The sequence below is a fragment of the Pusillimonas sp. NJUB218 genome (assembly GCF_003788685.1).
GTDB lineage: Bacteria > Pseudomonadota > Gammaproteobacteria > Burkholderiales > Burkholderiaceae_B > Neopusillimonas.
Genome location: NZ_NQMK01000009.1, coordinates 1 through 24,801 on the forward strand (window position 1 = coordinate 1; position 24,801 = coordinate 24,801).

Annotated in this window: 24 protein-coding genes; 11 read left to right on the plus strand and 13 right to left on the minus strand. The window is 55.0% G+C overall.

Annotation, left to right across the window (positions count from 1 at the left end; translation table 11 throughout):
- Positions 1-137 precede the first annotated feature (137 nt).
- The 3 genes from CHR62_RS11875 to CHR62_RS11885 form a co-directional block, all read right to left on the minus strand.
- Complete coding sequence (locus CHR62_RS11875; protein WP_123661076.1) at positions 138-416, minus strand: hypothetical protein; 279 nt, start codon at positions 414-416, stop codon at positions 138-140.
- Positions 417-579: 163 nt separating this feature from the next.
- Positions 580-1,263 (minus strand): hypothetical protein, encoded by a 684-nt coding sequence (locus CHR62_RS11880; RefSeq protein WP_199722936.1) that lies wholly within the window; start codon positions 1,261-1,263, stop codon positions 580-582.
- Between the two features lie 597 nt (positions 1,264-1,860).
- Positions 1,861-2,847, minus strand: coding sequence for a hypothetical protein (locus CHR62_RS11885; protein ID WP_123661078.1), 987 nt, complete (start codon positions 2,845-2,847; stop codon positions 1,861-1,863).
- A gap of 249 nt (positions 2,848-3,096) precedes the next feature.
- On the opposite strand from CHR62_RS11885, the gene CHR62_RS11890 reads away from it, so the two are divergent.
- A complete protein-coding gene (locus tag CHR62_RS11890; protein ID WP_199722937.1) occupies positions 3,097-3,339 on the plus strand; it encodes a hypothetical protein in 243 nt (80 codons plus the stop codon).
- Between the two features lie 137 nt (positions 3,340-3,476).
- On the opposite strand, the gene CHR62_RS11895 is transcribed toward CHR62_RS11890, so the two are convergent.
- Complete coding sequence (locus CHR62_RS11895; RefSeq protein WP_123661079.1) at positions 3,477-4,202, minus strand: GNAT family N-acetyltransferase; 726 nt, start codon at positions 4,200-4,202, stop codon at positions 3,477-3,479.
- 204 nt (positions 4,203-4,406) lie between these two features.
- Between CHR62_RS11895 and CHR62_RS11900 the strand changes: the two genes are divergently transcribed.
- Entirely contained in the window at positions 4,407-4,577 is a 171-nt protein-coding gene (locus tag CHR62_RS11900; protein WP_093971907.1) for a DUF3470 domain-containing protein, read from the plus strand.
- Positions 4,578-4,603: 26 nt separating this feature from the next.
- Here CHR62_RS11900 and clcA read toward each other — a convergent pair whose 3' ends face one another.
- The 3 genes from clcA to CHR62_RS11915 all read right to left on the minus strand — a co-directional run bounded on the left by clcA (position 4,604) and on the right by CHR62_RS11915 (position 7,526).
- Entirely contained in the window at positions 4,604-5,905 is a 1,302-nt protein-coding gene (clcA, locus tag CHR62_RS11905; RefSeq protein ID WP_123661080.1) for a H(+)/Cl(-) exchange transporter ClcA, read from the minus strand.
- 515 nt (positions 5,906-6,420) lie between these two features.
- Complete coding sequence (locus tag CHR62_RS11910; protein ID WP_123661081.1) at positions 6,421-7,203, minus strand: SDR family oxidoreductase; 783 nt, start codon at positions 7,201-7,203, stop codon at positions 6,421-6,423.
- Positions 7,200-7,526 (minus strand): nuclear transport factor 2 family protein, encoded by a 327-nt coding sequence (locus CHR62_RS11915; protein ID WP_123661082.1) that lies wholly within the window; start codon positions 7,524-7,526, stop codon positions 7,200-7,202. The genes CHR62_RS11910 and CHR62_RS11915 overlap by 4 nt, the downstream gene beginning before the upstream one ends.
- 122 nt (positions 7,527-7,648) lie before the next feature.
- On the opposite strand from CHR62_RS11915, the gene CHR62_RS11920 reads away from it, so the two are divergent.
- Positions 7,649-8,008: a helix-turn-helix domain-containing protein gene (locus CHR62_RS11920; RefSeq protein ID WP_199722938.1), complete on the plus strand. Its 360-nt coding sequence runs from the start codon at positions 7,649-7,651 to the stop codon at positions 8,006-8,008.
- Positions 8,009-8,121: 113 nt separating this feature from the next.
- On the opposite strand, the gene CHR62_RS11925 is transcribed toward CHR62_RS11920, so the two are convergent.
- Positions 8,122-8,736 (minus strand): TetR/AcrR family transcriptional regulator, encoded by a 615-nt coding sequence (locus CHR62_RS11925; protein WP_123661084.1) that lies wholly within the window; start codon positions 8,734-8,736, stop codon positions 8,122-8,124.
- A gap of 60 nt (positions 8,737-8,796) precedes the next feature.
- On the opposite strand from CHR62_RS11925, the gene CHR62_RS11930 reads away from it, so the two are divergent.
- Complete coding sequence (locus tag CHR62_RS11930; protein ID WP_123661085.1) at positions 8,797-9,231, plus strand: VOC family protein; 435 nt, start codon at positions 8,797-8,799, stop codon at positions 9,229-9,231.
- A 233-nt stretch (positions 9,232-9,464) separates the two neighbouring features.
- Here the strand turns inward: CHR62_RS11930 and CHR62_RS11935 are convergent, their stop codons facing one another.
- The 3 genes from CHR62_RS11935 to CHR62_RS11945 all read right to left on the minus strand — a co-directional run bounded on the left by CHR62_RS11935 (position 9,465) and on the right by CHR62_RS11945 (position 14,418).
- Positions 9,465-11,702, minus strand: a complete 2,238-nt coding sequence (locus tag CHR62_RS11935; protein ID WP_158609125.1) for an autotransporter outer membrane beta-barrel domain-containing protein — start codon at positions 11,700-11,702, stop codon at positions 9,465-9,467.
- A 208-nt stretch (positions 11,703-11,910) separates the two neighbouring features.
- Positions 11,911-13,404, minus strand: coding sequence for an amidase (locus tag CHR62_RS11940; RefSeq protein WP_123661087.1), 1,494 nt, complete (start codon positions 13,402-13,404; stop codon positions 11,911-11,913).
- An 87-nt stretch (positions 13,405-13,491) separates the two neighbouring features.
- Complete coding sequence (locus CHR62_RS11945) at positions 13,492-14,418, minus strand: ketopantoate reductase family protein (RefSeq protein ID WP_123661088.1); 927 nt, start codon at positions 14,416-14,418, stop codon at positions 13,492-13,494.
- 38 nt (positions 14,419-14,456) lie between these two features.
- Between CHR62_RS11945 and CHR62_RS11950 the strand changes: the two genes are divergently transcribed.
- Entirely contained in the window at positions 14,457-15,020 is a 564-nt protein-coding gene (locus tag CHR62_RS11950) for a DUF924 family protein (protein WP_123661089.1), read from the plus strand.
- A gap of 146 nt (positions 15,021-15,166) precedes the next feature.
- Positions 15,167-16,387 (plus strand): YeeE/YedE family protein, encoded by a 1,221-nt coding sequence (locus CHR62_RS11955; protein ID WP_123661090.1) that lies wholly within the window; start codon positions 15,167-15,169, stop codon positions 16,385-16,387.
- A 12-nt stretch (positions 16,388-16,399) separates the two neighbouring features.
- Here CHR62_RS11955 and CHR62_RS11960 read toward each other — a convergent pair whose 3' ends face one another.
- Positions 16,400-16,897 (minus strand): cupin domain-containing protein, encoded by a 498-nt coding sequence (locus CHR62_RS11960; RefSeq protein WP_370318063.1) that lies wholly within the window; start codon positions 16,895-16,897, stop codon positions 16,400-16,402.
- A 203-nt stretch (positions 16,898-17,100) separates the two neighbouring features.
- On the opposite strand from CHR62_RS11960, the gene pbpG reads away from it, so the two are divergent.
- Complete coding sequence (pbpG, locus tag CHR62_RS11965) at positions 17,101-17,943, plus strand: D-alanyl-D-alanine endopeptidase (RefSeq protein WP_123661092.1); 843 nt, start codon at positions 17,101-17,103, stop codon at positions 17,941-17,943.
- A gap of 4 nt (positions 17,944-17,947) precedes the next feature.
- Complete coding sequence (locus tag CHR62_RS11970; RefSeq protein ID WP_123661093.1) at positions 17,948-18,736, plus strand: NRDE family protein; 789 nt, start codon at positions 17,948-17,950, stop codon at positions 18,734-18,736.
- Here CHR62_RS11970 and ypfH read toward each other — a convergent pair.
- Positions 18,733-19,479, minus strand: a complete 747-nt coding sequence (ypfH, locus tag CHR62_RS11975; protein WP_123661094.1) for an esterase — start codon at positions 19,477-19,479, stop codon at positions 18,733-18,735. The genes CHR62_RS11970 and ypfH overlap by 4 nt on opposite strands.
- Before the next feature lie 135 nt (positions 19,480-19,614).
- On the opposite strand from ypfH, the gene imuA reads away from it, so the two are divergent.
- From imuA to CHR62_RS11990, 3 genes are read left to right on the plus strand one after another with little or no spacing between them, the layout of a single operon-like run.
- Positions 19,615-20,304, plus strand: coding sequence for a translesion DNA synthesis-associated protein ImuA (gene imuA, locus CHR62_RS11980; RefSeq protein WP_123661095.1), 690 nt, complete (start codon positions 19,615-19,617; stop codon positions 20,302-20,304).
- The gene (locus CHR62_RS11985; RefSeq protein ID WP_123661096.1) at positions 20,276-21,601 is read left to right on the plus strand and encodes a DNA polymerase Y family protein; all 1,326 of its coding nucleotides are present in this window, start codon (positions 20,276-20,278) and stop codon (positions 21,599-21,601) included. The genes imuA and CHR62_RS11985 overlap by 29 nt, the downstream gene beginning before the upstream one ends.
- 18 nt (positions 21,602-21,619) lie before the next feature.
- Entirely contained in the window at positions 21,620-24,745 is a 3,126-nt protein-coding gene (locus tag CHR62_RS11990) for an error-prone DNA polymerase (protein WP_123661097.1), read from the plus strand.
- Positions 24,746-24,801: the final 56 nt, after the last annotated feature.

Below are 24,801 nucleotides of genomic sequence, written 5' to 3' on the forward strand. Positions count from 1 at the left end.
ACCATCATCGCCTGCTGGCTCCCATCGGGTATATTCCACCGGCAGAGGCTGAAGAAAACTATTACCGACAGCTGACTGAAAAGGTCGCCGTCGAGGTCTAACTTAAACCAACCGGCCTCCACGAAAACCGGGGCGCTTCAGTTCCAGATCGCGCCGCCAGGTTCCTTGTGATTGAGGTAACGAGCGCGATGATCGCCGCTGAAAATCAATGGGTAATTTTCTAGAATGCTGCGCGTCTTAGACTTAGATATGACGCCTCCGTTTTTCCACTCAAAAAGCTCGTGGCGAGACTTCTCGGTCAGCGGCAAGCCGATGTTCTGTGTGTACTTTTCTTCTGCTGGATATTCGTACTTCGCTTGCCAATGCTCTAAGAAGGACGTTTTATCTTTTGTTTTAATTTCGAAAGAAAAATGCATGGGTAGCACAGAGGTTCCTAGCAACTAGTATTACTGTAAATACTGTAGCAGACATGCCGAATAGCCGCTTTACTGTATATGCGCGAGAGGCAGCTTTGGGTCGAAAGCAGCCACTAGCCAACGGCCGTTTTCGACCCAAAGCAGACATCATTGAAGAACTTGTTTATACACCTCCCTGCTTGTTGGGTGTTTTAGGTGCTAGCCCGAGAGTTTCCCTATCCTCATCGCTTATTGGGTTATCTATTGCGTCACGAATTTTGCGCTTGCACCAGTCGTAGAACGCCGGGTGTTCGATCCTTAGTAGCAGCTGGCCAAGCTCGTTGAACCGGATTTGATAGCAATAGCGGACAGGCCCAATCGTAAGGGTTGAGTAGAAAGACGTGGGTGCATGAGAGAGTTCGTCTCCGGTAATAATCAGTCCGCCGTGAGCGGCGTAGCTAGCCGATGTCAACCTTGCCTGTATTCGCTTATAAGTGACATCAAGGTCTACGTGTAACAAGATGAAGTTTGTATCGCTGATGCCAATGGCAAAGTCTGCGATCTGTACGTAGAAAGGTGCGCCCATCTCAGCCAAATGGCAACACATCAGCTTAGCGAAATATCTAAAGACGTTTAAGTAGAGGGGCCCACCACTCGAGCTGAACCGGGGATCATTGTGCACCTCGGCTGGATCTAATCCGCGCTTTAAGAGACTGAAGGCTTGAGCATTGAATTTGTCGAAAGCAAGATCTGCCGGTTGAGTCCTCGCATTGTTACAGACTTCGCAAACACGGGCCGAGAAATGAAAGGCTTTTGAGTTCGGACTCTGAGCATGCCGGTAGGCTTCACCGGCGCGGCCGATCACCATTCCCTGCTTTCCAAATATAGCCCGTAGCGCTGACGCCTTTATTTTGTGTTCACCTGATAGCGCTTGGCTCGACCCGCAGAGGCAGCATTGAGAGGTGAGGGGCGGGAAAAAGGGAAGCATTGTGTGGGTTCAGCGATAAAAGATAAAAATTAGTCGCCTAGTTCGACTCTTTGATTAGCAACGGTAGACTGAGAGAGCTTGATGGGTCAATGACGTGCAGACTAGTGGCCAAGATTGCGATCAGTAGACAAAGCAGGTCTTGGCTCGAAAAAAAGCCGGTCGATGACCGCTTCTGACTGACTGCGGTCTACGATTTACGTATGAAACCGACCCAAAGCTGTCAGTATCAAGAGGCAACGATCGGTCAACGACGATTACGCGGGACTTCCCGTGAAGCTTAGGAGCGGCTACAAAACTAGTAGCGTACACGTCACCCTTTATTCGTCAATCGGCCTTGAGATGCAGAGTGAGGGGTGGGTCACCGAAGACTAGTAGCGCCTCGTCGCTCGGACGAGCAGTGGAAGCCTGCCAAGCTTGAACGCCTTCGGCTAGTAGGCGAAGACCTCACCTTCTATCATCCCGCTGTAGCACGGTTGGTCATTTCTCAGTTTTAATTACGCCGGGATACTCAGTAATACCCGTCACATTGAAGAATGACATGCGGTTCTGCAAGTTCACAAGGTCGTAACGAGCTATATGGTGGTCACTAGCCGTTACGGTTGGCGACCGTAGAGTGAGGCCAAGGTCAGAGGTATCAAGCTCGACTATAAGCGCTGACACGTCTAGAGCTTTGCATGACTGCAACGTTTTATGCTTCGTGGAGGGAAATTTGATTTTGAATATCTCGTTGTAGTGAGGTTGAAAATAGCGAATCAAGCCGGCTTCGATCATTGCTATCTTCTGCTTTTTGTCCGGCGGATTTCTGATAGCATTCATCAAGCGCTTTTCGTTCGAGCTATCAGTTATTGCGCCGGAAGCTCGGCCGTCCATCGACGAGAACACCTGCTCATGGTCGAACTGGAACATGAATACAACGACTTCATTGTCAGGGGTATCGTACGCTGAGAGCGCGAGAATCTTCTGAAAAGTAGAGTGGCTTGTCAGGCGCTGCTGCGCCGAACGGTTACCTTGACCTATAGCTTGCCCCACATACAGTACCTCGAAGTGGTTCAGCACCTCCTCAGAATTGCGAGCGCCCAATATCGACGCAACGTGTGTTGCTGGAAGGTAACGGACCTGTTCTCCGGCGGAATTGTATGTCCACAGGTCCCGGAAGGGGTAATCGCACCGAATTTCAGTCGCGCCATCCCACAATTCGAATGGAAAGTCTGCAAAATCAACACGACACTCTACGCCAGCGACTTTGTAGGCAATCTGGCCTGACAACTGTTTTCCATCATGCTTCAAGCTGTCGCCAATGAAATATGAGCTGGGGCGAGCAGCAATTATATATATATGGCATTTGTCAAGTTGGTCTTGCCCCTCATTAACACTCCAGCCAGACATGAGCTGGTAGGCTGTCATCATCGCGGTATAACTATTCATATAACCAAAAGCATATTCTGTAATATTTTTTCTTTTCATCTTCTGTGAAATCCATTTGGAGCTGTTGATTTCTAGCGCGTTTTTATCTGGCTCAGAATCGAGTACGGTAACGGCGCATCCTAAGGAACAGCTAAGGGGCAGATTATTTGTTGGGATGACCGTCCGCTCCTGGCCGAAAGCTGACTTGCAACAAGTTATATCCCAATCCGTACAAATCATCTAGCGACTTTGAAATAAATAAGGCCATCACCTAAAAAGCAACAGCCCTCAAATACGGCTTTCTAAACAATGGCGAACATTTCAGGACTCACCTACGCACAGATGAAACATATCGCCAACGCTATGGGAATTCATGCCACAGATCAATCTCTATGGTCTGACACCCAATACATCAGACGCCTGCTATCTGCCAGAGGTTTTGTCACGTTCGACAATGAAATACCATTTGAATCGTGGGACGGCCTGCCCGATCTGGCACTGTTATCCATCAAGCACTACCAAGAAAACGAGGGAAATTTTTGGCAAGGGTAGTTTTCAAGCAATTGGTAGGCCAACCCTTCGTTCTGGGTTCGGTCAGCTCTCTATCGACAAACATACGTACCGACTTCGATGCTATGCAACACAAATGGTTTGTTACAGTCTCATGACCGCATAATTCCGATTCCACATCAACCTACAGCAACGAGCAACGGTCGCGTCAGCGCCGATAGAGACACACGCTGACGCCCCTGCGCATCAAAATTATCTGGGCTAAGCCAATGAGTCAACGCGTCATTTATCGCCGGCCAATCGCAATCAATAGCGGCGTACCATGCGGTATCACGGTTATGCCCTTTGACTACCGCCGCCTGCCGGAACACGCCTTCAAACGACAGGCCCAGCCGCTGCGCCGCGCGACGCGATGCTCGATTCAGTGCATTGCACTTCCATTCATAGCGCCGAAACCCAAGCGCAAAAGCTTCTTTCATCATCAACCACATCGCTTCCGTCGCGATCGGTGTACGCTGCATAAGTGGCGAGAAATTCAAATGTCCAACCTCAATACTTCCCTGCTCAGGCGAAATCCTTAAGTAACTTGCAATCCCAACCGGCGTATTCGATTCCAGATTGATGATCGCAAAAAACAGGACATCTTGGTCCTGGCCGCAACCGATCAACCAGGACGTAAAGTCTTCAAACGATTCAAACGGCCCGTAGGGAAGATAAGTCCAATTTCTCCCTTCGCTATCCAGCGAAAACGCAGCGTACAAGTCTTTGGCATGAACCGAGGGATTAAGTGGTTCCAAACGACAAAAACGCCCTCCCCGAACTTCAGGAGTCGGCCGTGTTGCTCCTTGCCAATCAGTAACTGGCATACCAAGCAACTGGCCTAACGGATTAAACACATTACTCATAAATCCACTTCCCCTATGCGCCACAAGAAATCATGCTAAAAAGTCTAATTGATGTGAATTGGCAAAGACCATTTTGATACGAAGAAATGCAGCTGAACGTCTTTATTAGGCTAAAAGCGGCTGGTCATACTTAATCAAAAACGCTCTGCCTCACACTGCTCCGGTTCCCACTGATGTAACAGCGTCGCCCATTTCCTCTGGTGTATGTCGATCAGCCCGGACCAGGCGCATTTTTTGAAAATCAACCGCGACCTTTCACAGGATGCTCGCAGGAAAAGCATCACTCAGGCCAAGGCTCCCTGGCTTGATTACCGGGCCTTGGCCAAAGTGAAAAACAAGTTGCACTTCCTGGAACATTACGACACGGAGCAGTAAGGCAAGGCCGACTGGCCGTGTGCAGCCTATGAGCGTGTGCTTGTCTGTTTCAGCACACGTTCCAGCAGTTCCTCGTAAATAGGCTTGCCCCCAAGCCATTTGGCCGTAATGTAGGCACTCATGCAGGTGATCATAAGGGGCAGCAGCAGGCTATAGGCACCGGTCAGTTCTGCAATCAGAATGATGCCGACCGTTGGCGCGTGCACCGAGGCAGCGAACAGGCCACCCATGGCCGCAATGCCGAACACAACAGGATCCAGGCCATGTAGGGCTGGCAAACTGTTTGCAAGTGTGCCGAACCCCAGCCCTGCGCAAAAAGCTAGCGAGAGAATCGGCGCAAAGATGCCGCCAGGAACACCCGTGGCATAACTGGCCGTTGTTGTTAGAAACCGGACGACAACCAGTGTCAGCAGCACGCCGAGTGCAGGTGGCGTGGTGCTGAGTTGCTGGATCAGTTTCTCGCCGCCTGTAACGGCCGAGGGAAAAGCCACCAGCAGAAGTCCAACCGACAGGCCGACGGTCGCGGGAAACGCATAGGGTAAGTGTTTATGACAAAAAGCACTCAGGCTGGAAGCAAACAGCAGCCCCTTGTTCAGAGCCAGGCCCAGAAGCCCCAGCAGGCCGCCCAGCACAACGAAGGCTGGTAGTACAGTCAGAGCAAGCGGGCTTGCCTGTATTGCGAGGTGTAGATCAGGGCCCGGGCTTGCCCCCGTGACCAGGCTGGCAAGCGCCGTGGCCAGTACACAGGCTATGGCCACTGCCATGAAGTTCCGGAACGAGAACGGGAATTGCCGCCGCATTTCTTCACCCACGAAGAGCAAAGCGGCCACCGGTGCGTTGAAGGCACATGCAAGACCTGCTGCAGCACCCGCCGCCAGAAGGCCTTTGTGCTCGTGTTCTGCCTGCCTTGTCTTGTTCGAAAGCCAGGCCGAAATCGATGCGCCGATATGGATTGTTGGGCCTTCGCGGCCCAGTACCAGACCGGATCCGATTGAGAAAATTCCAATAAAGAATTTAACCGGCAAAATGCGTTGCCAGCGGATGATGCGCACACCATCCATGGCACCCTCAATTTCCTGAACTCCGCTGCCAGCGGCTTCGGGTGCAACGCGTCGCACCACCAGAACACAGAGTACAGTGATCAAAGCAGTGATCAGCCCGCTGAGGGTCAGGTGCAGCCAGCCGTTTGTATGACTGGCAAGCCATGCAGGCCAGCGTGACACGCTATCAATGGCCACGTGAAAAAGCCCGCCTATCAGGCCAACAAGTACGCCTACCAGAGCGGCTGCGGCAAAGTGGCGTGCGTCTGAGATGGATTTAGGACTCATCAGTTAGCAGGTTTATTGTTGGGCCCTGAGTTTAACGCCTGAATCCGGATGTTATTTTTGCACGGGTGGCAGGTTGGTAAGGTGCAAATTCTTGATTCAATGGTGTAAAGAGTGTTCCGCACACTTAAAGAGTAATGTGCCCACCGGCATCGGTTTGAAACTGGTGACCCATTGACGCAGATTGGAGTTCACGGAATGTAGTCGATTGCTTAAATACTTGCTGTTGTCGCCGAGCTCCCCGTGGTATCGAGCAGTTCATTGCAGGCTAGCGTTGCATTGACCCACTAGCTGAACAGCAGTTTTATTGTTCTTTCTGGATGGCTGCTATGGGTCGAGGCTGTGTGAAAACGCATCAAGCACTGGCACCGGCAAAAAGCAGTCGGCCATAAGCGTTAATGGTCCAAGCCTACCGTGCAATCTTGATCTGCTTGCAGTTGTAGTTAAATATCATGCTGCGTGATTGGCCATTCTAAACGGAGAGGCCTATAGTTTCTGCTCTTCGGCTTCGTTTGAGCTCAGACAGTGGGCACCGTCCCACCATCAATGACATACTCAGTGCCACTAATCGATGCAGCCCGTGGCGACACCAGGAATGTGATCAAATCAGCGACCTCTTCGGGTCTGGCTGGTCGCCCGAGTGGTATGCCCCCAAGAGAGTCCATAATGATCTTCTTACCGCCCTCGTAGTCAGTCCCTGCCTGATCCGCTAACCGCTTCGCAAGCTGAACGGCTGCCTCTGTCTCAACCCAACCCGGAGAGACACGAACCACACGGATGCCTTTCGGTGTGACTTCTTTCGACAGGCTCTTGCTATAGGTTGACAAAGCCGCCTTCGCTGCTGCATAAGCGGTCGTAGACTCAGGTAATGGCAATTCGTTCTGTATTGAAGTGACATGGATGATTACTCCTGACCTTTGCTCGATCATTAACGGGAGTAACGCCCTGTCGAGGCGCACGGCAGGCATCAAGTTCTGACTGATGGCGGCTTCCCATTCTTCGTCGCTCAGGCTTGCAAAACCACCTGCGGGGGCGCTTGATCCACCAAGAACATGAACCACGATATCGATGCTACCGACATGGTTTAGAACTGCGTTCGTCACCGAGCGACACCCCTCTGCTGTAGTCAAATCGGCAGTAATGTAAATAGCGTTATCTAGCCCTAGTTCAGGTATGGATCTTGCAGCGGCGATGACCGTCACGCCGGCTTTGCACAAGGATTCGACGACGGCAGCACCAACGCCCTTGGTTCCGCCTGTAACGAGGGCTCGTCGACCAGTCAGCTCTAAACTAAGAGTCATACCCTGACCTCCAGAGAAGCAATCATGTCGCCTTCGAGCACGAAGAAGTATTGAAGATCAACAGGACTACCGATGAAGTTGCCAGACACATGGCTGGTTACTACGATCTTGCCGTCCTGGTGTTCGCAAGCGAAGGGCTCGCTTGTGTAGGCGTACTTTCTGAACGAGTTCGTTTTCCATTGTTTGATTTCAGCTAAGCCGTTGTAGGTCTGGCCTTCGTCCTTCACGATAGCGGTTTTAATGAAGCACAAGGCAACCACTTCGCTGTCGCCGCTCTTTGCTGCGAAATATGTGTCGATAGGTTTGGGTAGATTGATGGTCATGCCGATAACTCCTTCAGGGGATCGAATCGCTCTGTGCGATTCGAATTGACGAGTTAGAAGGATGAACTTAAACTGCTCAAATAACAAGAACGCACCAAAAAGTAAGGTACAAACCAAAAAGTATGGAAAAAGAATGGACAGCCACCACGGCAGCAAATGGTGTCGAGCAAGCACTCAAGATTCTCGAAGGCAAGTGGAAACTGGTGATCCTATTCCATTTATTCGGCGGCAATCTGCTTCGATTCTCCGATCTTGAACGGGCAATTCCTGCCATTACGCAGAAGATGCTGATCCAGCAGCTTCGTCAGATGGAAGCCGATGGCGTTGTTAGGCGGATCGTCCATCACCAAGTGCCACCAAAGGTGGAGTACGGTTTGACCGACTGGGGCCAGGCTCTCTGCCCGGCGCTCGATGCACTGTTGAAATGGGCTGATTTACGGGAAAAACATCGTGAAGGCGACGGGTTAACAGCCTCCAGTTAGGCAAGTTGGCGCTGTTTTCTATGACCGGTACACGATTACCGCAAATTGATCCATTGCTGGCATTGAAGAATTACTTCTAGCTGCCCGCTTCATCTACGACTCTTTTTACTACTTCACTTCGCATAGACGTTGCAAAGACCTTGAAGAAGCTTATACAAAGCAGCTTGGTGGTAAGCAATATTCTGTTTCTGAGCTAGTGCTTGTGCAGTTCGGTCAAAAGCAGCGGAAATTAATTGTGCGAGAGCATGCAGTTCTTCGGAGCTAATACTAGCTCGACTGTCTGTCCCCATCAGTAGTGCACCAAGTCCTTCTTCCAGTGCGTATGCTCCGGCCATGTCACTGAGCTGGGACAGCTGTTGTGTATTAAGAACAGCGGGTGCATCTTGGAGTAGCAACTGGGCTCTGCCGTGCTCAGCCATCGCTTTGAAGTAAGCCTTCGAGCCTTCAAGCAGCGCATCCATCGGTGACTTCGTATAAACGCTGCTTGTCTCTATGGCTCTGGCCACCTCCTGTGCCATTTGTTGTGCCACAGCTAAGAAAAGCTCCGCTTTATCTTCAAAGTGATGATAGAGTGCACCGCGAGTAACTTTAGCAGCATCCGCGATGTCCGGTGTGCTTGTTGATGCATAGCCCCGTTCGACAAACAACTGACGCGCTGCTGCAATCAACGCCGCTCTTGTTGATTCACTACGTTCTTGATGGCTACGGGATGTCTTTTTCTCTTGCATACATACAGCCTGTATGTTTAAATTTATTTACATACAGATTGTATATTTATGGAGATGGACATGAAAATCTCACAGTTTTATCCTGTCATAATGACTTCGGAAGTTGCACAGACTTCCGCATTTTATAAAGGCCACTTCGACATGGTGCCATTGTTTGAGAGTGATTGGTATGTGCACTTACAATCTGCACAAGATGACCGTATCAATTTGGCTGTTCTTGATCGCAGCCATAAAAGTATTCCGCTACAGAACCGTGATCAACAAGCATCAGGCTTACTGCTGAATTTTGAAGTAGATGATGTAGATGCCGTCTATGCAAAGTCGCTAGCCGAAGGGATGCCGATGCTACTGCCCCTGCGCAGTGAGCCATGGGGGCAACGCCACTTCATTACTCAGGACCCGAACGGAGTAATGATTGACGTCATCATGCCGATTCCCCCTAGTGAAGAATTTGCAACTCAATATACGGATCAAACGTCGGCCTTTAGCGGGTGACATGATTTTCTCCTGCCATACGCAGGCATTCAAATTCAATGCGTCAAAAATCCCGCTATCGGCCGTTAGCTTCCCATGAGCTCAATGGCTTATCTATTAGTGGGGTTGGCATATAGACCTAGAAGAGTCAGAGCTGTACCATCTGCTCCCTATCTGCGTTACCCTCGCCCTCCGAACTTAGCAAGCGCTTGAACAGGTCGAAACTAGGTGCGCGGCCTTACTGTCTGTCGTTACTAAAAAACAAACATCACCTTGGCGACTCCACTAAAGCCTTGACGCATGCCCGTGAAAGCTTGCGCGCCCAATCCGATGGTGAGCGCGTCGTCAGCTCTAGGTTTTAGCTCAAAGCCTAGTTCAAAGACACCCGTGTTGCCTTTTAGGCTGGGCGATGGCGTGTCCAGGCCATAGACAGTAGCGCGAGCCGCGCCATCAAATTCGCGCTCCCAAGCCGCGCCCAAGTAACCAGCAACCTGCCGCGATAATTGATGATTCCAGCGAACGCCCAAACGGGTACGGTGCGAGTCAACCGACTGAAAGTGATAAGGATCTCCGGCAATTGTTACTTTATCGCCCTGCTGATGTGTCCAAAAATACTTGGCTGAAAAATCAAGAGCACTATGCGTGCCTATTGGCAGCATATAGCCAACGCCCGCATGCAAGCCATAGTAAAGCGCAGACGTATCGTAGGAGGCATCGGTACTGCCTTGCATGTCATTGCTGTCCCAGTTTGAGCTGACTCGCCCTACCCGCAACGATCCTTCCACATAGGGGGCCGCCTGGCTCAACCCCAGGCCAGTCCCGACAAAGGTCTCTGACCTTCCTTGTGCATCCGCAACCGCCCAATCACGTCGCAGCAATACGCCGCCGCCTGCGTAGCGGCTTTTCCCACTCCCACGAACAACACCTGTAGAGAACTCGTTGTACGTTTTGTACTTGCCCCAACCACCTTCCACAAACACGCCCGCCATCAATTGACCTGTACCTTGCGGGATTTTCTTGGCCGCGCCGAGCATCAGGCTATAGCCGTCAACATCAACATGTGAACCCGATTTATAGCGTGAGCTACCACCACTGGACGCACCGAACGTCGACGTTCCACTAGCGCCGCTTGTAGCCCCCATGGCCCGGGCAATACCAGCACCCGCTGCAAGATCTCCCCCTTGGACCGAGAGCGCCATCATACTGGCTTGCCCTTCTACTGGGGCTTTGGTCTGTTCCATAACTACCGCGTCAGTTTTGGCGGTCGCATACAAATTCTTCGCATCGGCCGACAAACCAAAGGTGTACTTGAGCGAAATGCCCTGATAACCAGACACATCGGCCTGAGCAATTGTCGCATCGGTTTCAACACCAATGGGGTTGTGGATGAGCGTTACACGATCACCGTTCTGCAGCACATTGGCGCCACCCACGATACCCACGCCTACCTTCACCCCGCGAAGGTCGGTAGCTATAGGGGGCTGGCCCGCTTTACCTGGTGCCTTGCCCGACAAAGTAATCACTTCGGCATTAGCCTGAGTATTCGCTGGCAGGATGAAATGTAACTCTTGGAAGTCACGAATATTGCCCATTTTCAGGCCTAGGGAACGCACCTCAAGAATGTTCCCGGCACTTACCCCCGCACCAGAGTAACCACCGTAGATCAGCGTATTCGACAAATTAGGCGAGCCCTCGATGATGACGCGATTATTCAATGCATCGCCCGACGTGCCCGAATAGCCGCCGTAAACATTTGCCGCAACGGATGCCGAACCGGACAAACGTACTGTATTACTCGTAGCATTACCGCGACTAACAAAGCCACCAAAAACTGTATTGCCCACCGACGCGTCGGTGATTGACACCGAGTTGCCGCTAACGCTGCCCGTACCATTTACAGAAGCGCCCCAAACGATACCCGAGACACTAATGCCGCTACCCTTAATCATCACGGAATTATTCGTGTGCTTACCACCGCCGCCGTTACCCCCGGCAACTTCAGTCAACGTCCCGCCCGTAATTTCTACCTTGTTGCCGGCTGTCTCCGTCGTACTTTGCCCGCCATACACACTGCCAAGTTGCCCACCGTACACCAGCACGGTATTGTTATTAGCCACCGCACCAGACTCACCGCCCAAAGCGCGTCCACCAATAACAGCCGCAGCAGCAGCCCCAGGCTGCACCGTAATAGTATTGTCTGAAGCCTGTTGATTGACACCTAACTTAACGAAACCGCCATATATCCACTCATCGGGCGTCTCTTCATAAATGACGACCTCAGCGTTTGATGCAGAATTTTCTCCAACGACTGCGCAACGGCCACCGTACGAAGCCACGGTCGCACTTGCCGAACAATCTTCACCCGCACCATACCAGGTACCCCCTGTATTTATCGGTCCAGGCGCCGCTTGCGCTTCTGCGCCAAACGTAACGCTGAACATCCCTAACACGAGGGCGCCCGCTGAAATGGTACGAAATGGGGTTGCCGGCATCCAAGAAGTCTCCAGGCTGTTTTGAGTAAAAAAAAGCGCTACAACAAGGCAGCGCATTGTTAAGTAAAAATATTATGAAATAAAATGACAAATCAAGTATCAACGCAAGAAAATATCAGATACAAAAAAACGGTAACTCAGTGCGCAAAGAACAGACCGCAGCTGGCCTGCCGTTAGGCTCACAACGCCTGGCTTTGAGCCAACCTCATCACCCCCGATGCACCACTTCGGCCACGCGGAACACCGTCTGCTCATCAAAATGACGGCCCACCACCATAAAGCCAACCGGCCGGTCCTCCACCTCGCCGCAGCACACCGAAATCGCCGGATGCCCCGTCAGGTCGAACGGACTTGTGTTCAACAACATCTCCCAGCTACGGTTCACCACCTCTTGCGGCCCCGCATCCGGTCCAGGCATCGGCGTTGCCGTCATTGGCGTTGTCGGCATCACCAACACATCGTACTTAGCCAACTGCGCATCGTATTCCGCCCGCAAACGGCGACGCAAATTCTGCGCCTTTGCATATAAACGCCCACCATGACGCTCAAGCACCCGCCCCGACAACAACACCGCTTTAATCGGCGCTGCCAGCTCTGACGCATGCGCCGGCCAACTTTCATACGCCTTCATGAAACCCAGCGAATACGCGCCAATGCCGCCATAGCCCACGCCATGCCCGCGCACAATATTGTGATATGACCCCTCGATACCTATAGGCAACCACAGCGCCGAACCAATGTTGTGCCAAGGGATCGACACCTCTTCGACAATGGCGCCCATCGAAGCCAAGCGCTTCAGCTCAGCCCGAACTGCATCATCGACCCCCGCCTCGGTTTCAGCGCGCGCAAAACCCTCTTGCACCACACCAATCTTCAGCCCCTTAACACCCTGCCCCAACGCCTCGGTATACGGCTGAACCTGAACATTGCGCTGACGACCATCGATCCCGTCTTCGCCAGCAATCACCTCAAGCAACAACGCACAATCGGCCACGGTACGCGTCATCGGGCCCACATGGTCGAACGTATATTCAATACTGGCCGCACCGGTATAAGGCACCAGACCGTACGTTGGCTTTAACCCCACAATCCCGCAAAACGACGCTGGCATCCGGATAGAACCCGCCTGGTCGGCACCAATAGCCATATCGACATCGCCTGCGGCTACTAGCGCGGCGCTGCCGGTACTGGACCCGCCCGTGCTGCGCCCCGGCACGCGTGGGTTTTGAACCGGGCCATTGACGCCGGTTACGCTGTTACCGGCAAAACACAAGTACTCGCAAGACGCCTTGCCCAGAATCTCGCCGCCCGCGTCAAGAATGCGCGTCACAATAGTTGCGTCTATATCGGGCACATACCCGTCAAGAATCGACGCCCCATTGCTCATGGGCACACCCGCCACCATGACACTGTCTTTAATCGCCAGCGTCTTGCCCTTAAGCTTGCCCTGCGGCGCGCCTTTAATATTTGACTTAACAACCCAACCATTGTGCGGGTTCTCGGCCCCTTCCGGCCGGTAACCTGGCGTGCGCGGATACTTGACCGCCGGCAGCTCGTCGGGCAACTGCTCGATCAGGCGAAAGGCCGGCGTCAGCGCCGACAAATAAGCGTGGTACTCGCCAACCTCTTCGGGGGTCAGGTCGAGTTCGAGCTGTTCACTGATTTCGCTAATGCCTTGCGGGCCGGGAAATGCATATGCCATGTCTGGACTCCTTGTTGTCACGCCGCGCAATCAGCGCGCGGTGCACCGACTATAGGCACAGGCAAACCCGGCTGGCAATGGGGACAACTACCCTGCCTGGGTCAGACGCCCCGTGTAGGTTTCCAGCACAGCTTGCGCCACTGACAACATCGGGCATGTCAAACCCGCCTCTTGGGCGCGCCTCACCATGTCGCCCACTAAATGATCGCCCTCAATCGGCAGGCCCGCGCGCATGTCCCGGTACATCGATGAATTAAATGAAGAATTGGGGTTGGTCAGCACACGCTGATACCCTGCCACCGCCTGCGGATGCATGCCGTGCCCTGCCGCCTGAGCTGTCTGAACACACTCTTCAAACAACTGCAGCGCAATCTGCCCGCCAGCCTGACTGCGCATGTATTCACCCACCGTACCTTGCAGCAAACAATTGGCAGCCCCCAACGACGCCATACGGCAGAACTTGTCCCACATGTCGTCCATTACGGTTGAGCTCAGCTCGGTATCAATACCCGCCGACGCCAGCAACTGCGCAACCCCACGCGCCTTGTCTTCTTGTTCGGGCAAGCGGGCGCCCACCGTAATGCTGCTATAGGCATTGGCCACATGTATATGCGTCGGTTCGGCTAAGGTAGCAATAGTCTTGGCAATACCACCCAGCACCTTCTCGGCGCCAAAAACGGCGTCCAGCGCATCTAAATGACGCAGGCCATTAAGCAGCGGCAACACATGTGTATTGGCCCCCACAATAGGGGCAATGTCGCGAATCACCCCATTAAGCGCATACGCCTTGCTGGTCAATATAATAAGATCGTACCCATCGCCAGGCGCCGTTACGTCAACCGTGGCGGGCTTGAAGTGATACTGCCCGTCGGGGGTAGTCAGCGTCAGGCCATTGGCGTCGATCAGGGCCTTGCGAGCCGGCCGCAACAAAAACCGCACATCGGCGCCCGATTTCTGCAACATGGCCCCGAATAACCCACCGACCGCACCGGCACCCACAATCAAGGTCTTCATTTCACACCTGCGTATTAATTAACTAAAGGTTAAAGTTTATGCCAACCCGCCCTAATGCCCCGTGCTCCCCGGAAGACGTATTGCGATTCTGGTTTGACGAACTGGGCCCCAAGCACTGGTTCGACAAAAGCCCCGAACTCGACGCTCGCATCAAGACACGGTTCGAGGTCACCCACCAGGCAGCCGCGCAAGGCGAATGTTTTGGCTGGCGGACCACACCACAAGGGCGTCTGGCCGAGATCATCGTACTGGATCAGTTCCCCCGCAATATATTTCGCGATCAGGCCAAAGCCTTCGCCACCGACGCGCTGGCGCTAGTGCTGGCGCAAGAAGCCGTTGCGTGCGGCGCCGACCGTACCATCAACGCGCCCGACCTGGCTTTTTTATACATGCCCTACATGCACAGCGAATCGCTGATCATTCATGAGGAAGCCATGCACCTGTTTAACCAACCTGGGCTGGAAGGGAACTACGAATTTGAAATCAAGCACAAAGTTATCCTTGAAAAATTCGGCCGCTACCCGCACCGCAACGCGGCATTGGGGCGCGAATCAACGCCGGACGAAATAGCCTTTTTGAAACAGCCCGGCTCGGGTTTTTAAACGGCTTGAACCCCCTGTTCACCGACGCCACCTCGACCCGTAACATTCGACAACACAGGTCGCTCTAGCGACACGAAACGCAGTAACATTCGCTCCAGGACGCGTTATACGTTGGGTTCAAACCTCAAATTTTCTGCACACACATCATGTCAACTGCTCAAACATTGCCAGGGGCGCCCGGCCCCGTGCAACTGAACATCAAACCCCTGACCATCGCCGCACTTATTGGGCTGGCGGGCCTGTTTTACATTGCCGAAACAGTCAGCGGCCGCCAAGCCGCCCTGTGGGTCGTGGGTATTTTGCTGGGCGTCACGCTCTACCATTCAGCCTTCGGCTTTACGTCCGCATGGCGGGTATTTGTGTCTGATCGCCAGGGCGCGGGTTTGCGCGCGCAAATGCTGATGCTGGCCGTGGGTGTGCTGCTGTTCTTCCCGTTTTTAGCGCAAGGCACGCTGGCCGGGCAAGCGGTCAACGGCTTCGTCTCGCCACCGGGTGTGTCTGTTGTCCTGGGCGCCTTTATTTTTGGTATTGGCATGCAAATGGGCGGTGGGTGCGCGTCGGGCACGCTGTTTGCTGTCGGCGGCGGCAGTACCCGCATGATCGTTACGTTGGTGTTCTTTATCGTGGGCTCGGTCATTGGCGCATGGGCCTTTCCGTGGTGGAGCAATCTGCCCGCCCTCGCGCCTATGTCGGTGGTCAAATCATGGGGGCTGTGGCCTGCCCTGCTCGTCAATCTGGCCATTTTCGGCCTTATTGCCTGGGTCACCGTCGTGCTTGAAAAACGCCGTCACGGGCGGCTGATCAGTCATGCGGCAACAACCGGCACCACCAACTCGTTTTTGCGTGGCCCATGGCCGCTGGTATGGGGCGCAGTTGTACTCGTTATCCTTAACTTCGCTACATTGGCACTGGCCGGACGCCCCTGGGGCATCACCTCGGCATTTGCCTTGTGGGGCGCCAAAACCCTGGCATTTTTCGACCTGGCCCAACCCGACCAGTGGGCGTTCTGGGCAAAAAGTCCCGGCCCGCTAAGCGCCCCCATCACTCAAGACATTACCTCGGTCATGGACATCGGCCTGGTGCTGGGTGCCATGGGCGCCGCGGCCGCTGCGGGCAAGTTTGCCCCCATCTGGCGCTTGCCGCTGCGTTCGTTGCTGGCAGCCGTTGTCGGCGGCTTGTTGCTGGGTATTGGCTCGCGTATGGCCTTCGGCTGCAATATTGGCGCCTACTTCAGTGGCATTTTGTCGGGCAGCTTGCACGCCTGGTTGTGGCTGCCCGCTGCATTTGCCGGCAGCGCCCTGGGCGTCAGCCTTAGGCCGTTGTTTGGCCTGGCCGTTGAGAAATCACCACGGCTAACCGCTTGCTAAAACCTTATCTACCTAGCGGCGTGCCAGCAACCTAATGGTTTCGGCATGCTGCGGGTAGGCTGCCAGCAATTGGGCCGTATCGGCAAGTTCGAACTCTGCAAATTCGAAACCAGGAGCCACCGTGCACCCAACCAGCGCATAGCTGTCGGGGTTTTCAAGACTCGCAGCAAACCAGCAGCCCGCCGGTACGACGGCCTGATACGTGCACTGTGGGTGAGTCAGGGCATTGCCCAGCGTATGAATGACTAACCGGCCATCGTCCCCCAGAACATACACGTTCAAGGGCGCACCGGCATAAAAGTGCCAGACCTCGTCAGAGGCTATGCGGTGCCAGGCCGACCGGGCCCCATCGCTAAGCAAATAGTAAATCGCCGTCGAACTGGCACGTAGGGCATCATCAGAGACGCGCCGAACCTGATCTACGGCACGGTACGTCTCGCTGTAATAGCCTCCTTCGGGGTGCGGCTGCATATTCAGTCGGGCCACCAGTTGGTCTACAGTACGGGGCAAATCGTGCATGCTTGGTCTCGGTCAGGTCAGGGTTATGCGGCAATTATGACGCAACATCTTTTCGCAACGTGGTTGTGCATTTAAATGTTTCAAGGGGTTTACCCTAGAAAACGAATCAAATAAATCACATAAGCCACTAATTTATTGCTGTTTTTTAGTTTTTTTTGATATTATCTCCAGCATTGTGAATTGCTGGAACCCACATGCTGCTCAAGTCGCTTTCCACCCGTTTTTATACCTTTTTAGGCGCCTGCCTGCTGGGGCTGTCGCTTGGCTCCGCGGCACAAGCCGACGACATGCGCTCTGAAGCGGTATTTGTGCAAGATTTAGACAGTGCTTCGGTGCTGTACGACAAAAACAGCGAAGAAGTCAGGCCGATTGCTTCTATTACCAAGCTTATGACCGCGCTGGTGGTTGCCGAATCGGGCTTGCCGCTGCAACAAATGCTGTTGGTCAGCGAGGCCGACATCGACCGGCTGCGCAATTCGCGTTCAAGGCTGTCGGTAGGCACCCGCCTTTCGCGGGCCGACATGCTGCACCTGGCGCTGATGTCTTCTGAAAACCGTGCCGCACATGCCCTTGGGCGCCACTACCCCGGCGGGCTGCAGGCTTTTGTACGCGCCATGAACGACAAGGCACGCGCATTGGGCATGCGTCATAGCCGGTTTGTCGATCCTACCGGTTTATCGGCTGATAATGTCTCTACCCCGCGCGACCTGGTCAAGCTATTGCGTGCGGTAAACCGCCACCCCGTTATTAAACGCTACACCGTCAGCACCGACTACAACGTCAAAATGAAAAACGGGCGCCAGCTGGTGTATCACAACACCAACCGCCTGGTTAAAAGCAACGATTGGGACATCAATATTTCGAAGACGGGTTTCATCAACGAAGCCGGGTTGTGTCTGGTCATGGTAACGCGCATCGACAACCGCGAAGTGGCCATGGTGTTTTTAAATTCGCAAGGCCGGTATTCGCGTATTGGCGATGCAGTCAGGGTACGTAACTACGTCGAAAAACATATCAACCTGGCCATGCTGAAGTAATCCCATGTGCATTGCCTATCTGGCCTTGCGCACGCACGAAGACTGGCCTTTATTTATTGCGGCCAATCGTGACGAATTCCATGCCCGCCCGGCCCGCCCGGCAGCTCCCTGGCCCGATCACCCGCACATTATTGCCGGGGTCGACGAAGCAGCAGGCGGTACCTGGCTGGGCATTACGCGCCAGGGGCGCTTTGCCCTGTTGACCAACTACCGCGACCTGCGCATGCCTGGCCCAAGCAACCCGGTATCGCGCGGCGAGCTGGTCAAGTCTTACCTGACTGCAACCCAAAGCGCCCAAGACTACGCGGGAGCCTCGGCACGCAACGGGCATTTATACGCCGGTTTTAATTTAATTGTGGGCGACCTGCAGCAGGCCTGGTATAGCGGCAACCAAACCAAAACACCCCACGAAGCCCAGGCGCTGGCGCCAGGGCGTTATGTGTTGTCGAATCATTTGCTGGATACCGCCTGGCCCAAAACCGAACGTTTACGTACGCTGCTGGACCACTTCCCCATTACACACCTGGAACGTTCGATCAACCGGGTGTACGACCTGCTGAAAGACACTACCCAGGCCGAAGACGCCGAGCTGCCCGAAACAGGGCTAAGCCTGGAAAGAGAACGCTTGCTAAGCAGTGCGTTTATCGTCAGCCCCGACTATGGCACCCGATGCTCTACGGTGATTGCCGTACATAAAAGCGGGCACGCCATTTTTAGCGAAACCACCTATAACCGCGAAGGCCAGCCTATTGAGCGCCACGACTGGCCCTGGCACATTGGCTTGCCCGACTAATGCAGTGTTGTGCCCAGCGGGGCCTGGGTATCGATGCCGTCGTCAGGATCGCAAGACTTTTCTTTAAGCGTTGACATCGCTTCTTTCCAGCTGCGCATGGGCACACAGGTTTTAAGCCGGTGAATGGCTTGATCGACCAGCGCCGTGTGCAAATCGTGCCCCACACTTGAGGCAATATCGAGCGTGGCATCGCCGCCCAGATCGGACAAATGCGCGTGCACGTTTTGCATGACTGATTTAGGCACGACCGGATCGTTGGCGCCATGCAAAAAGTGCAGTGTGGTGGCTGCAGGGGCGACAGCAGGCAAACTGGCATAGCACCCCGAAAAAGCCAGTACTCGACCTGCCAGGTCGGGCTGGGTCAGGGTCGCTTCGAGCGCCAGGGTTGCCCCTTGCCCAAACCCAGCCAGCGCCGTGGCTTCGCCACCCAGCGACAACTGTTTTTGCACCCACTGAACATAGGCAATGAAGCGTGGCAATGCGGCTTCGACGCGCTGAACATAGTTGTATTCGTTCAGGCCGTCTTGGTCGAACCAGTGATGCCGAGACGGCGCCGTGGCCAACGGGCCATACATCAGGGCTAATGCCGCCTGCGGGAAGGCGGCCAATAGCGCTTTTTTAAGCCCTTCGAGTTGATCGGGGCTGGCTGCATCGTCGTGCAGCAAGACAAACAACAAGGTAGGACGCTGGTTCGCCGGTACAAACACGACGGGGTCGGGAATAGGAATGCTTTGATCTGACATAAAAAAAACCACAAAAGCTCAAGCCCCCATAATAAACGAAGCCGGCGCCCAAGGCTTGTTTTACGCTGCCGATACGTTTAAAATTTACTGTATATTTAAACAGTATTTATTAAACGAAAACAAACCGGGGCGGGCATGCTTAATGTGCAAGATATTCATCCGGCCTTATGGCGGGCGTCGCAGTTGGCAGCAAGCCATCGGGCAACCATCAGCACGGGTTGGACCGGGTTAAACCAACAGTTGCCGGGGCAAGGCTGGCCATGCGGGGCCATCACCGAACTATGCCTGCCCCAACCCGGCGTGGGCGAACTACGCCTGCTACGCCCGGCCCTGGCACAGTGCCCACCCAAACAACAAATTGTGCTTATCAACTGCCCTTTCATGCCTAACGCGCAATGCTGGGCCAACTGGTCATTACTGCACAATCATCCGTTGCTGTGGGTCAATGCCCAAAGCCTCCCAGACATCTTATGGGCAGCCGAACAAACCCTGCGTCACGACGCCTGCGCCGCCTTGCTGTGCTGGCTACCCAAAGGGGTATCGTCCAAGCAGCTACGCCGGCTGGGTATTGCCGCGCAAGGCACCCAGGCTTTGTGCTTCCTGCTCAATCACGTCAATCAACTTCAACAGCCCAGCCCGGCCCCCTTACGCATCGGGGTGCATCCCGCGCCCAATGGGGTGCAACTGCATATTGCCAAGCGTCAGGGGCCGGCCTGCCATGCGCCAGTTATGGTTGCCCTTAACGACTTGCCCCGGCGCCCTACGGCAACCCCGCACCCAGCCCCCGTTGTCAGCCATGCGCTTTATCAGCCTGTATTTCACTAAGCCATCGGTAGCGCTTATCTACGCACTACGCACGGCCATTCATATTGCCCAAATTTTTACGCCTCGGGTGGCCTGCCTGCATGCCAGCCAGGTCATCGTGCTCGACATCGAAGCCAGCCTGGCCTTATTCAACGGGCCTGGTGCTTTGTATAAACGTTTGCTAGGCCAATTGCAGCAGCAGGGGTTGCAACCCGTTGCCGCCCTGGCACCCACCGCACAGGGGGCCATCTGGCTGTCGCAATACCCTGGCACGTTACAACGGCGGTGCCTGGCGTTGCCTACGCTGCATCGCCGGCTCGACGCGCTGCAGCTGCAATACATTCAATCGCTGGCCCCGTGGCAGGGCTGGCTTCACGGCATAGGCTGCACGCACCTGGGCCAGCTGCGTCGCCTGCCCCGTCAGGCGCTTCAGCAGCGCACTGCCCCCACCCTGCTCCAAGCACTCGACTACGCCTATGGGCATGCGCCACAGCTGTATACCTGGGAACCGGCCCCCGAACATTTCAACCATACGCAAGAGCTCGACTTCCGTCTTGAACATGCACCGGGCCTACTCTACCCCTTGCAACGGCTTATCGACCAGGCCTGCCTATGGCTAAACCTGCGCCAGCGGTCTTGCCGGCAGTTGCATTTCTTACTGCACCACGAAAAGGGCCGAAAGGCACAGCCGCCCACCCTGCTGTCACTTTCTATTTCCGAGCCCGCCTGGCAAACCCACAGTTTTCTTCCTGTGCTTAAAGAACAACTTGGGCGCTGCGCACTGCCCGCCCCGGCCATTGCCGTCACTTTGCGTATCGATCACTCCGAGCCCCGGGCGGTACACAGCACCACACTGTTTCCCGAACCAGGGCAGTGGCAACGCAACGAACAGCAACTCTTCGATCTGCTTCGGGCCAGGCTGGGCCCGCACAGCCTGCTTGCCCCACGGCCGCGGGCCGATCACCGCCCCGAAATCGCCAATCGATGGGCCCCCATGGCCTGCTCAATACGCCCGGCCGAAAAGCCCGTGACAGGCATGCTGCCCACCGCGCCACCGCCCCGGCCATTTTTTATGCTGGATACGCCACAAGCCTTAACTGTTGTTAATCACCGCCCCACGCATAACCAACATCCGCTTACCCTGGTACAAGGCCCCGAACGCATCGAAAGCGGCTGGTGGGAAGCCAGCGCCCGGCAGGCCCGCGACTACTTTATCGCTCAAGACCCTCAGGGCATTCAGTACTGGGTGTTTCGGCCCAGCCCCTCACGCGCAAACGCAAACACTGAACGCTGGTTCTTGCACGGGCTGTTTGCCTGACCGCACCTGTTGCAATCCATGTCATCAACCCTGCCCTATGCCGAGCTCGATTGCCAGTCCAACTTCAGCTTCCTGAAAGGGGCCTCGCACCCTGAAGAACTGGTCGCCCGCGCGGCGGCATTAGGCTATACAGCTTTGGCACTGGCCGACGACTGTTCGCTGGCCGGTGTGGTCAGGGCACATGTAGCCGCCAGGCAGCACTCGCTCCACCTTATTGTCGGCAGCCGTTTTCACACTACTGTTCCCGGCCTCGAGCTCATTGTTCTGGTCCAAAACCTTAACGGCTACGGCAATCTGGCCCAGCTCATTACACGTTTGCGCACACAAGCAGGCACAAGCAAAGGCGCTGCGATACGGCTTCAAATCTCTTTGGTAACGTGCTTGCAAACGCCTGCGTCCTGCGCGCTGCAACTGGCAGGCTGCCTGATCATTGCCAAGGCGCAAGAGCACACGCCGGCCATTGTCACGGCGCTTCAAGACCTTAAACAGCATTACCCGACCCATCTTTGGCTGGGGCAAACCCGCCACTATCAACCCAGCGACACCCAACAGGTTCAGGCCAGCCACACACTTGCCAAGCAACTTACCCTGCCCGTGGTCGCCCTGGGTCAGGTCGAAATGCACGTGCGCTCGCGTCAACCTTTACACGACACCCTCACGGCCATCCGGCTTGGCACCCCGATTGAACAATGCGGATATGCCCTGCATCCCAATGCCGAGCATCACATGCGCAGCCGCTTTCGGCTGTCAAATCTGTTCAGCCCGCAAGCCCTGTACGAAACGCTGCACATCGCGGCCCAATGCACGTTTTCGCTCGACGAGCTGCGCTACCAATACCCACACGACATTGTGCCACCGGGCGTAGGGCTGGCCCAGTATCTGGCCCAAGAAACCTGGGCCGGCGCCAACAAACGCTACCCCCACGGCATACCCGACAATGTGCAAGCCCAAATCACAACCGAGCTCGATCTCATCAGCCAGTTGCACTACGAGCCCTACTTCCTTACGGTTTACGACATCGTCAGCTACGCCCGGTCGCAGCATATTTTGTGTCAAGGGCGGGGTTCGGCTGCCAACTCGGCGGTATGTTTTTGCCTGGGCATTACTGAAGTCGACCCCGCCCAAGGCAACACACTGTTCGCCCGCTTCATCAGCGCCGAACGCAACGAACCGCCCGACATCGATGTCGACTTCGAACATCAGCGCCGCGAAGAGGTCATTCAATACATCTATCAAAAGTATGGCCGCGACCGTGCTGCACTGACCGCCGTCGTTATTACCTATCGGCGGCGCAGCGCACTGCGCGATACGGGCAAGGCCATGGGCATCGACCTTTCCGTCATCGACCAGGTGTGTAAATCGTGCCAGTACCAAGAGGCCTCGCAAAGCCTGCTCGAAAAACTCCAAGAACAAGGGCTCGACACCACTGACCACCGCATTCGCGCTTGGGCTGCACTGGCGCAAACCCTGCTGGGCTTTCCGCGCCATTTGTCGCAACACCCGGGCGGCTTTGTCATTTCGCAAGGGCCGCTTAATCGGCTGGTACCCATCGAAAATGCCGGCATGCCGGGCCGCAGCGTCATCCAATGGGACAAAGACGACCTTGACGCCATGGGGTTGCTCAAAGTCGATGTGCTGGCCTTAGGCATGTTGTCGGCGCTTAAACGAGCGCTTGACCTGCTTAGCCTGAAGTATCAACGCCCATTTGCCTTGCAAGACATCCCCCACGAAGACCCGGCCACCTACGCCATGATCAGCCGCGCCGACACCATAGGCGTATTTCAAATCGAGTCTCGCGCGCAAATGAGCATGCTGCCGCGGCTGCGGCCACGTACGTTCTACGACCTGGTGATTCAAATTGCGATTGTCCGCCCGGGGCCCATACAAGGTGACATGGTCCACCCGTATTTGCGCCGCCGCCAGGGGCTTGAATCGGTCAGTTACCCATCGCCGCAAGTCGAACACGTCCTGTCGCGCACTTTGGGTGTGCCCATCTTTCAAGAACAGGTCATGCAAGTTGCCATGGTGGCCGCAGGCTTCAGCGCGGGCGAGGCCGACCAATTACGCCGATCTATGGCGGCCTGGAAGCGCAAAGGCGGCGTCGATCGCTTTCGCCCACGCCTGATCAGCGGCATGCTGGCGCGGGGATATCCGGCCAAATTTACCGAACTCATCTACAAGCAGCTCGAAGGCTTCGGCGAATATGGCTTTCCGGAAAGCCATTCGGCCAGTTTCGCCAACCTGGCCTATGCCAGCGCCTGGATCAAATGTCACGAGCCGGCCGCTTTTCTGGCCGCCTTGCTCAACTCCCAGCCCCTAGGCTTTTATTCGCCCAGCCAACTGGTACAAGACGCGGCACGCCACGGCGTAAACGTATTACCGGTCGACATCAACGAAAGCCATGTCGACGCTCATCTGCCCCTGAATGCACCCGGGCAAACCGTGCGCCTCGGGCTGAACCGCATCAAAGGCCTTTCGACCGAAGGTGCGATTCGCATCGCCCAGGTCAGGCAACAAGCTCCTTTTATCTCTGTCGACGACCTGGCGCGCCGCGCCGACCTGAACAAGCGAGACCTCGACGCCCTGGCCAGCGCCGATGCCATGGGCAGCCTTGGGGCCCACCGCCACGAAGCCCGCTGGCAAGCTGCGCTGCGCACGTCAAAAGATTTGCTGCACCAGGCCCCCATTAACGAAACACAAACACCAGTTTTAAGCGAGCCCACAGAAGCACAAAACATTTACCAAGACTACACCGCCACCGGCCTAACATTAAGGCGACACCCGTTGGCTTTACTGCGCGACCAGTTGCAACAATTGCGTTTTGCCAATGCCCAGCAACTTCACGACACCTACCCAAATCGCCGACTGGCGCGCGCGTGCGGCCTGGTCACCACGCGCCAGCGCCCCCAAACTGCCAAAGGGGTTATCTTCGTCAGTCTCGAAGACGAAACCGGGCTGGTCAACGTGATTGTGCGCCCCGAATTGGCCAGACAACAAAAACAAATATTGGTGGGCAGCACCTTACTGGGGGTTTACGGGGTTTGGCAGCGTCACGACAACGTATGTCATCTGGTCGCTGGCCGCCTGGTCAATCTTGATCATCTGCTAGGCCATTTACCCGTGCGCAGCCGCAACTTCCAGTAAGGCATGCACTAAAATACAGGTCAAACCCTTCATGCTTACCGGCCCATGCGGCCACC